Genomic DNA, 8,565 nt, shown 5'->3' with positions numbered 1-8,565 from the left:
CGCAAGCGACAAACGTGTCCGACAGCCGTCGACAGTGGCGCGCTTATGACTCGAACGGAGATTCGCGTCAACCCCGGATTCCGACCTTGGGGGCGTTTAAGCCCGCATTTCCTTCACTCGCTGGGCGAAGGGCGGCTCGGAAGCGAGCCCGAACGGATGTCGCGCGTCGTTGGACATCATAGCGGCCCAGAATGGAGCGTACAGCTCCCTTCGATCCCGATCGCAGCACGATCCCCAGAAGAGAATCATCTGTTCCGAAAGTGCCTCCGGCACCCGCTCCAATGGAGTGGCCCTGCCCTATCGAACCGCCATGCGGGCGAGCAGCGCCGAAAGCTCGCTCTGCCGCGTCACGCCGGTCTTCTGGAAAACCCGCTTCAGGGTCGTGCGAGCGGTCTCCTCGGTGATGCCGAGACGCTCGCCCGCTTCGCGTGGCGCCAGTCCCACTCCGACAAGTGCGGTCAGCCGTGCCTCGGCCAAGGTCAGGCCGAGGAGGTCGCGGACCAGCGCCGGGTCGGCCGGAGCGTCGGCCTGCGAGCTCGTCACCACGGCGATAGCCGCGACATCGGCGAGCAACGCCTCCACGATGCCGCCCTCCGTGGCCCGGACCGGAATCACATGCACGGCCAGGAAGCCATCGCGCCGACGGCCCTGCACGATGACCGGCCGCGGCGCATCGAGCAGCAGCCCTTCGCCCAAAGCGGCCTCGGCAATGCGCGCCCGCAGGGTCTCGCGCGGCCCCTCCGCATGTGCGGTCAGGCGGCCGCCGCTGACGAGCAGCCCGTCACCCGCGAGCTCTTGCCCCGCCGGGTTCGCGAACAGCACCCGCCCGTCGCTGGAGAGCAGAAAGACGCCGACGCCGAGCCGGGTCAGGGCATCGGCAAGCGCATGCTGCGAGGCCTCGGCATTGATCAGCCTGATGCCGAGGCGCAGCGCATTCTCGACATGGCGGCCGAGCCGGCCGAGTGTTTCCAGCTCCGCGTCGGACCACGGCCCCCGATCGGCCGCGCGCTGAACCGCCAGGGCGACACCGACCCGCGGATCCGGCGAAATCCCAACCGCCCCGAACCAGCCCAGGCCGTGCGACCGCAGGAATTGCGCGTAGAACGGCAGGCTCTTCATTTCCTCCGGCGTCGCGATATCCCGATCCGAGATGGTATCGGAGCGAGCGATCGCCCCACATTCGAGCGAGCGTGAAAAGCGCACGTCGTGGCGCCACCATTCTGCGGCATCGTAATCGCGCCCGGCGGCTTCCAGGCCGGGCGAGCAGATCGTGCCGTAGGCCCCGTCCTCCCGCTGGTAGATCAGATGGCCCCCGACATCCCCGAATAAATCGGCGATCGCCTGCAACGCGGCGGGCCACCGCTCCGGCGTCGGCGCCGCGTCATAGATCGCTTCCACCGCCTCGACGAAGCCGGCCGGCACCTCTCGGTCGCGCGTGTCCGGAACTTTCTGTTTTTCTGCCCAGCGCATGGCGCTCCTCCCCCGCCGGACTTTAGGCGTCGGCGTCCCGGTCTCGTCAAGCATGCGCGGGCTTCGACGAAATGCCATGGCCTCAAAACGAAAACGGCCGCCCGAAGGCGGCCGTTCCGTGACGTCTGGCTTTCGCCGGCTGCTTATTCGGCAGCCGGGAGAACCGCAGCGGCTTCCTTGGCGGCCTTAGCCGCCGCATCCGCCTTCTGGCCGACGATGAGATCGTCGCGGCGCGTCGCCACCTGCTTGATGCGGGCAACCTGGGCGCCAGTGCCGGCCGGGATGAGCGAGCCGACGATGACGTTCTCCTTGAGGCCCTCGAGCATGTCCGACTTGCCGTTGACCGCCGCCTCGGTGAGGACGCGGGTGGTCTCCTGGAAGGACGCCGCCGAGATGAAGGAGCGGGTCTGCAGCGAGGCCTTGGTGATGCCGAGCAGGACCGGAACGCCGGAAGCCGGCTTCTTGCCCTCCTCGCGCAGCTTCGCGTTGACCTCCTCCAGCTCGATCCGATCGACCTGATCGCCGGTCAGGATGTCGCTGTCGCCGGACTCGGTGATCTCGACCTTCTGCAGCATCTGCCGGACGATGACCTCGATGTGCTTGTCGTTGATGGTCACGCCCTGGAGGCGATAGACCTCCTGGATTTCGTTGACCAGATAAGCCGCCAGCTCCTCGACGCCCTTGATCGCAAGGATGTCGTGCGGGGCCGGGTTGCCGTCGAGGATGTAGTCGCCGACCTCCACGACATCGCCTTCCTGGAGATGGATGTGCTTGCCCTTCGGGATCAGGTACTCGACCCCGTCGGAACCGTCATGCGGCGTCAGCGTGACGCGACGCTTGTTCTTGTAGTCCTTGCCAAAGCCGATCACGCCCGACTTCTCGGCGATGATCGCCGCATCCTTCGGACGACGCGCCTCGAACAGCTCCGCGACGCGCGGCAGACCGCCGGTGATGTCGCGGGTCTTGGCCGAGTCGGTCGAGACACGGGCGAGCACGTCGCCGGCCTTGATCGCGTGGCCCGGCTCCACCGAGATGATGCCGTCGACCGGCAGGATGTAGCGAGCCTCGCCGCCACGGGCGAGCTTCGCAACCTTGCCGTCGGCGCCCTGGATCACCATCGCCGGCTTGAGATCGGCCGTACGGGCCGAGCCGCGCCAGTCGATGACGACGCGCTTGGAGATGCCGGTCGCCTCGTCGGTCGTCTCGGTGATCGACATGCCGTCCACGAGGTCCTCGTAGCCGACCTTGCCGTCCACTTCCGCGAGGATCGGGCGGGAATAGGGATCCCACTCGATCAGGCGCTGGCCGCGCTTGACCTTGTCGCCTTCGTCGACGCGCAGCTTCGAGCCGAACTGGACGCGATGGACCGCGCGCTCGGCGCCGTCCGGGCCGACGATCACGATGGCGATGTTGCGCGCCATGGCGATGAGGTCGCCGTCCGAGTTCCGCGCGACGTTGCGGTTGCGCATCTTGACCGTGCCTTCGAAGTTCGACTCGACGAAGGACTGGTCGGCGATGGTGGCCGCGCCGCCGATGTGGAAGGTACGCATGGTGAGCTGCGTGCCTGGCTCACCGATCGACTGGGCCGCGATGACGCCGACGGCCTCGCCCATGTTGACGGGCGTGCCGCGAGCGAGGTCGCGTCCATAGCAGGTGGCGCAGACGCCGTTCTTCGTCTCGCAGGTGAGAACCGAACGGATCTTCACCTCCTGAACGCCGGCGGCGTTGATCCTGGCGATGTCGCTCTCTTCGATCACGACGCCCTTGGCGACAAGGACCTTGCCGTCGACGTCCACCACGTCCTCGGCCGCAGCGCGACCCAGGATGCGCATGCCGAGCGAAGCCACGATCTGGCCGGCATCGACGATGGCGCGCATCTTGATGCCGTTATCCGAGCCGCAATCCACCTCGGAGATGATAGCGTCCTGCGCCACGTCGACGAGACGGCGGGTGAGATAGCCGGAGTTGGCCGTCTTGAGCGCCGTGTCGGCGAGACCCTTGCGGGCGCCGTGGGTCGAGTTGAAGTACTCGAGAACGTCGAGGCCTTCCTTGAAGTTCGAGATGATCGGCGATTCGATGATCTCGCCCGACGGCTTGGCCATCAGGCCGCGCATGGCGGCGAGCTGGCGCATCTGCGCCGGCGAGCCACGGGCGCCCGAGTGCGACATCATGTAGATCGAGTTGATCTGCTTGTCGCGGCCGGTCTCGTCCTTCTGGACGGTCGAGATGCGGGCCATCATCTCCTGGGCGAGCTTGTCGGAGCACTTCGCCCAGGCGTCGACGACCTTGTTGTACTTCTCGCCCTGGGTGATCAGGCCGTCCTGGTACTGCTGCTCGTAGTCCTTGGCGAGCGCGCGGGTCGTGTCGACGATCTGCCACTTGTTCTCCGGCACGACCATGTCGTCCTTGCCGAAGGAGATGCCGGCCTTGAAGGCGTGCTTGAAGCCGAGCCCCATGACGCGGTCGCAGAAGATCACCGATTCCTTCTGACCGCAGCCGCGATACACGGCGTCGATCATTCCGGAGATCTCCTTCTTCGTCATCAGCTTGTTGACGACGTCGAAGGACACCGCCGGGTGCTCCGGCAGCGCGGTCGAGAGGATCACGCGGCCAGGCGTGGTGTCGTAGATCTTCGTGTACGGCTTGCCGTCATGGCCGATGCCGGTCCAGCGATATTTGATCTTCGAATGCAGCGTCACGACCTTCTCGTGCAGCGCATATTCGAGCTCGCCGAAATCGCCGAAGATCTTGCCCTGGCCCGGCTCACCGTCCGAGATGATCGAGAGGTAGTAGAGGCCGAGCACGATGTCCTGCGACGGCACGATGATCGGCATGCCGTTCGCCGGGTGCAGGATGTTGTTGGTCGACATCATCAGCACGCGCGCTTCCAGCTGCGCTTCGAGCGACAGCGGGACGTGCACGGCCATCTGGTCGCCGTCGAAGTCCGCGTTGAAGGCGGCGCAGACCAGCGGGTGCAGCTGGATCGCCTTGCCTTCGATCAACACTGGCTCGAAGGCCTGGATGCCGAGGCGGTGCAGCGTCGGCGCGCGGTTCAGCATCACCGGATGCTCGCGGATGACCTCGTCCAGGATATCCCAGACCTCCGGCTTCTCCTTCTCGACCAGCTTCTTGGCCTGCTTGACCGTGGTCGAGTAGCCCTTGGCGTCGAGGCGCGCATAGATGAACGGCTTGAACAGCTCGAGCGCCATCTTCTTCGGCAGGCCGCACTGGTGCAGCTTCATCTCCGGGCCGACGACGATGACCGAGCGGCCCGAATAGTCGACGCGCTTGCCGAGCAGGTTCTGGCGGAAGCGGCCCTGCTTGCCCTTCAGCATGTCGGCGAGCGACTTCAGCGGGCGCTTGTTGGCACCCGTGATGACGCGGCCGCGGCGGCCGTTGTCGAACAGGGCGTCGACGGACTCCTGCAGCATCCGCTTCTCGTTGCGGATGATGATGTCCGGCGCGCGCAGCTCGATCAGGCGCTTCAGGCGGTTGTTGCGGTTGATGACGCGACGATAGAGGTCGTTCAGGTCGGAGGTCGCGAAGCGGCCGCCGTCGAGCGGAACGAGCGGGCGCAGATCCGGCGGGATGACCGGGATCTGGGTCATCACCATCCATTCCGGCTTGTTGCCCGACTCCTGGAAGGCCTCGATGATCTTGAGGCGCTTCATCAGCTTCTTGGGCTTCAGCTCCGACGTCGTCGTCGCGATCTCATGCTTGAGATCGGCGTTGATCTGGTCGAGATCGAGCGCGCGCAGCATCTCGCGGATGGCTTCCGCGCCGATCATGGCGGTGAAGGTGTCCGCGCCGTACTCTTCCTGAGCCCGGACGTACTCTTCTTCCGACAGCAGCTGACGGTCCTTGAGCGGGGTCAGGCCTGGCTCGATGACGACGTAGCTTTCGAAATAGAGGATGCGCTCGAGGTCCTTGAGCGGCATATCCATCAGGAGGCCGATGCGCGAGGGCAGCGACTTCAGGAACCAGATATGCGCCACCGGGGCGGCGAGCTCGATATGGCCCATGCGCTCGCGCCGGACGCGGGCGAGCGTGACTTCGACGCCGCACTTCTCGCAGATGACGCCCTTGAACTTCATGCGCTTGTACTTGCCGCACAGGCACTCGTAGTCCTTGATCGGCCCGAAGATGCGCGCGCAGAACAGGCCGTCACGCTCCGGCTTGAACGTGCGGTAGTTGATGGTCTCCGGCTTTTTGATCTCGCCATAGGACCAGGACAGGATCTTCTCCGGGCTCGCGATCGAGATCTTGATCGCGTCGAAGGCCTGCTGGACCGGCTGCTGGCCGAAAAGGTTCATGACCTCTTGCTTCATCGCCTGTCTCCTTCCGCCGGTGGGGCTCAAGGCCGCCCTGCCCGGCTCGTCAATTCCGTCAGCCGGCGGCGTCAGTGCCGCCGGCATGTACCCAAGGCTTGGTTAACGGCTTACTCAGCCGCTTCGGCCGGCGGCAACTCGCCCGGCTTCACCTTGTTGTTGATCAGCTCGACATTGAGGCCGAGCGAACGCATTTCCTTGACGAGAACGTTGAAGCTCTCGGGGATGCCGGCCTCGAAGTTGTCCTCGCCGCGCACGATCGACTCGTAGACCTTGGTGCGGCCCGCGACGTCGTCCGACTTCACCGTCAGCATTTCCTGCAGGGTGTAGGCGGCGCCGTAGGCTTCGAGCGCCCAGACCTCCATTTCGCCGAAGCGCTGGCCACCGAACTGCGCCTTGCCGCCCAGCGGCTGCTGGGTGACGAGCGAGTACGGACCGATCGAACGGGCGTGGATCTTGTCGTCGACCAGGTGGTGCAGCTTGAGCATGTAGATGTAGCCCATCGTCACCTTGCGGTCGAAAGGCTCACCCGTGCGGCCGTCATAGAGGGTCGACTGACCAGAGCTATGCAGGCCGGCCTGCTCCAGGAGCCGCTCGATATCGGCCTCCTTGGCACCGTTGAAGACCGGGGTCGCGACGGGGACGCCGCGACGCAGGTTCTGGCCCATCTCGACGAGTTCGTTCTCGTCCATCGAGGCAATGATCTCATTGTCCTCGTAGACGGCGTCGAACTCGGCCTTCAGCGCCTTGAAGTCGTTGGACTTCTTGTAGGCGTCGAGAGCCTTCGAGATCTGCTTGCCGAGACCGGCGGCAGCCCAGCCCAGATGGGTCTCCAGGATCTGACCGACATTCATGCGCGAGGGCACGCCGAGCGGGTTCAGCACGATGTCGGCATGGGTGCCGTCCTCGAGGAACGGCATGTCCTCCACCGGCACGATGCGCGAGACAACGCCCTTGTTGCCGTGACGGCCGGCCATCTTGTCGCCCGGCTGGATCTTGCGCTTCACCGCGACGAAGACCTTGACCATCTTCATCACGCCCGGGGGCAGCTCGTCGCCACGCTGCAGCTTCTCGACCTTGTCGAGGAAGCGCTGCTCGAGGCGCTTCTTCGACTCGTCGTACTGCTTCCGCATCGCCTCGATCTCGGTCATCAGCGAGTCTTCGGCGGTCGCGAACAGCCACCACTGCGAACGCGGGAACTCGCTCATCACCTCGCGGGTGATGACCGTGTCCTTCTTGAAGCCCTTCGGGCCGGCGAGGCCGGTCTTGCCGGTCAGGATCTCGGCCAGACGCGCGAAGGTGTTGCGGTCCAGGATCGCCTGCTCGTCGTCGCGGTCCTTGGCGAGACGCTCGATCTCCTCGCGCTCGATCGCCTGGGCGCGCTCGTCCTTGTCGACGCCATGACGGTTGAACACGCGGACCTCGACGATCGTGCCCTGCACACCGGGCGGAACGCGCAGCGAGGTGTCGCGCACGTCCGAAGCCTTCTCGCCGAAGATGGCGCGCAGCAGCTTCTCTTCCGGGGTCATCGGGCTCTCGCCCTTCGGCGTGATCTTGCCGACGAGGATGTCGCCCGCCGCAACCTCAGCGCCGATATAGACGATGCCGGCTTCGTCGAGGTTCTTCAGCGCCTCTTCCGAAACGTTCGGAATGTCGCGCGTGATTTCCTCCGGGCCGAGCTTGGTGTCGCGGGCCATGACCTCGAACTCCTCGATATGGATCGAGGTGAAGACGTCCTGGGCCACGATGTTCTCGGAGAGAAGGATCGAGTCCTCGAAGTTGTAGCCGTTCCACGGCATGAACGCGACGAGCACGTTGCGGCCGAGCGCGAGCTCGCCGAACTCCGTCGACGGGCCGTCGGCGACGATGTCGCCCTTCTTGACGATGTCGCCGACGCGGACCAGCGGACGCTGCGTGATGCAGGTCGACTGGTTGGAGCGCTGGAACTTCTGCAGGCGGTAGATGTCGACGCCGGGCTTGGTCGGGTCCATCTCGTCCGAAGCGCGGATGACGATACGGGTCGCGTCGACCTGGTCGACGATACCGCCGCGGCGGGCCGCGATCGCAGCGCCCGAGTCACGGGCGACGACGGCTTCCATGCCGGTGCCGACGAAGGGCGCGTCGGCGCGAACCAGCGGCACCGCCTGGCGCTGCATGTTCGAGCCCATCAGCGCGCGGTTCGCGTCGTCGTTCTCGAGGAACGGGATCAGCGCCGCGGCAACCGAAACGAGCTGCTTCGGCGACACGTCCTGGAAGTCGACCTTGTCGACCGGCGTGACGATGACTTCGCCGGCGCGGCGGCAGACGATCAGATCGTCGGTCAGGCGGCCTTCGGCGTCGACGGCGGCATTCGCCTGGGCGACGTTGTACTTCGCCTCTTCCATCGCCGAGAGATAGATCACCTCGTTGGTGACCTTGCCGTCGCGGATGCGGCGGTAGGGGCTCTCGATGAAGCCGTACTTGTTCACCCGCGCGAAGGTGGCGAGCGAGTTGATCAGGCCGATATTCGGACCTTCCGGCGTCTCGATCGGGCAGATCCGGCCATAGTGGGTCGGGTGCACGTCGCGCACCTCGAAGCCGGCGCGCTCGCGGGTGAGACCGCCCGGGCCAAGCGCCGAAAGACGACGCTTGTGGGTGACTTCCGAGAGCGGGTTGGTCTGGTCCATGAACTGCGAGAGCTGCGACGAGCCGAAGAACTCGCGCACGGCGGCAGCCGCCGGCTTCGCGTTGATCAGGTCCTGCGGCATGACCGTGTCGATATCGACCG

Annotated in this window: 3 protein-coding genes; all 3 read right to left on the bottom strand. The window is 65.6% G+C overall.

Features of this window, described 5'->3' with window-relative positions; all coding sequences use genetic code 11:
• Positions 1-297 precede the first annotated feature (297 nt).
• Complete coding sequence (locus Q0Q02_RS21630) at positions 298-1,524, bottom strand: helix-turn-helix transcriptional regulator (protein WP_293812614.1); 1,227 nt, start codon at positions 1,522-1,524, stop codon at positions 298-300.
• An 89-nt stretch (positions 1,525-1,613) separates the two neighbouring features.
• Entirely contained in the window at positions 1,614-5,798 is a 4,185-nt protein-coding gene (gene rpoC / locus Q0Q02_RS21625; RefSeq protein WP_293812612.1) for a DNA-directed RNA polymerase subunit beta', read from the bottom strand.
• Positions 5,799-5,908: 110 nt separating this feature from the next.
• Positions 5,909-8,565: DNA-directed RNA polymerase subunit beta (gene rpoB, locus Q0Q02_RS21620; RefSeq protein WP_293812610.1), on the bottom strand; the 2,657-nt coding region annotated here is incomplete at its 5' end.

It is taken from the genome of uncultured Allobosea sp. (genome assembly GCF_945956895.1).
GTDB lineage: Bacteria > Pseudomonadota > Alphaproteobacteria > Rhizobiales > Beijerinckiaceae > Allobosea.
This window is presented reverse-complemented; position numbering and strand designations above follow the sequence as displayed.

What these genes read in the sequence shown, in the direction of transcription:
- Q0Q02_RS21630 (WP_293812614.1), bottom strand. Translation starts at nt 1,524, where the DNA reads ATGCTTGACGAGACCGGGACGCCGACGCCTAAAGTCCGGCGGGGGAGG.
- rpoC (WP_293812612.1), bottom strand. Translation starts at nt 5,798, where the DNA reads ATGAAGCAAGAGGTCATGAACCTTTTCGGCCAGCAGCCGGTCCAGCAG.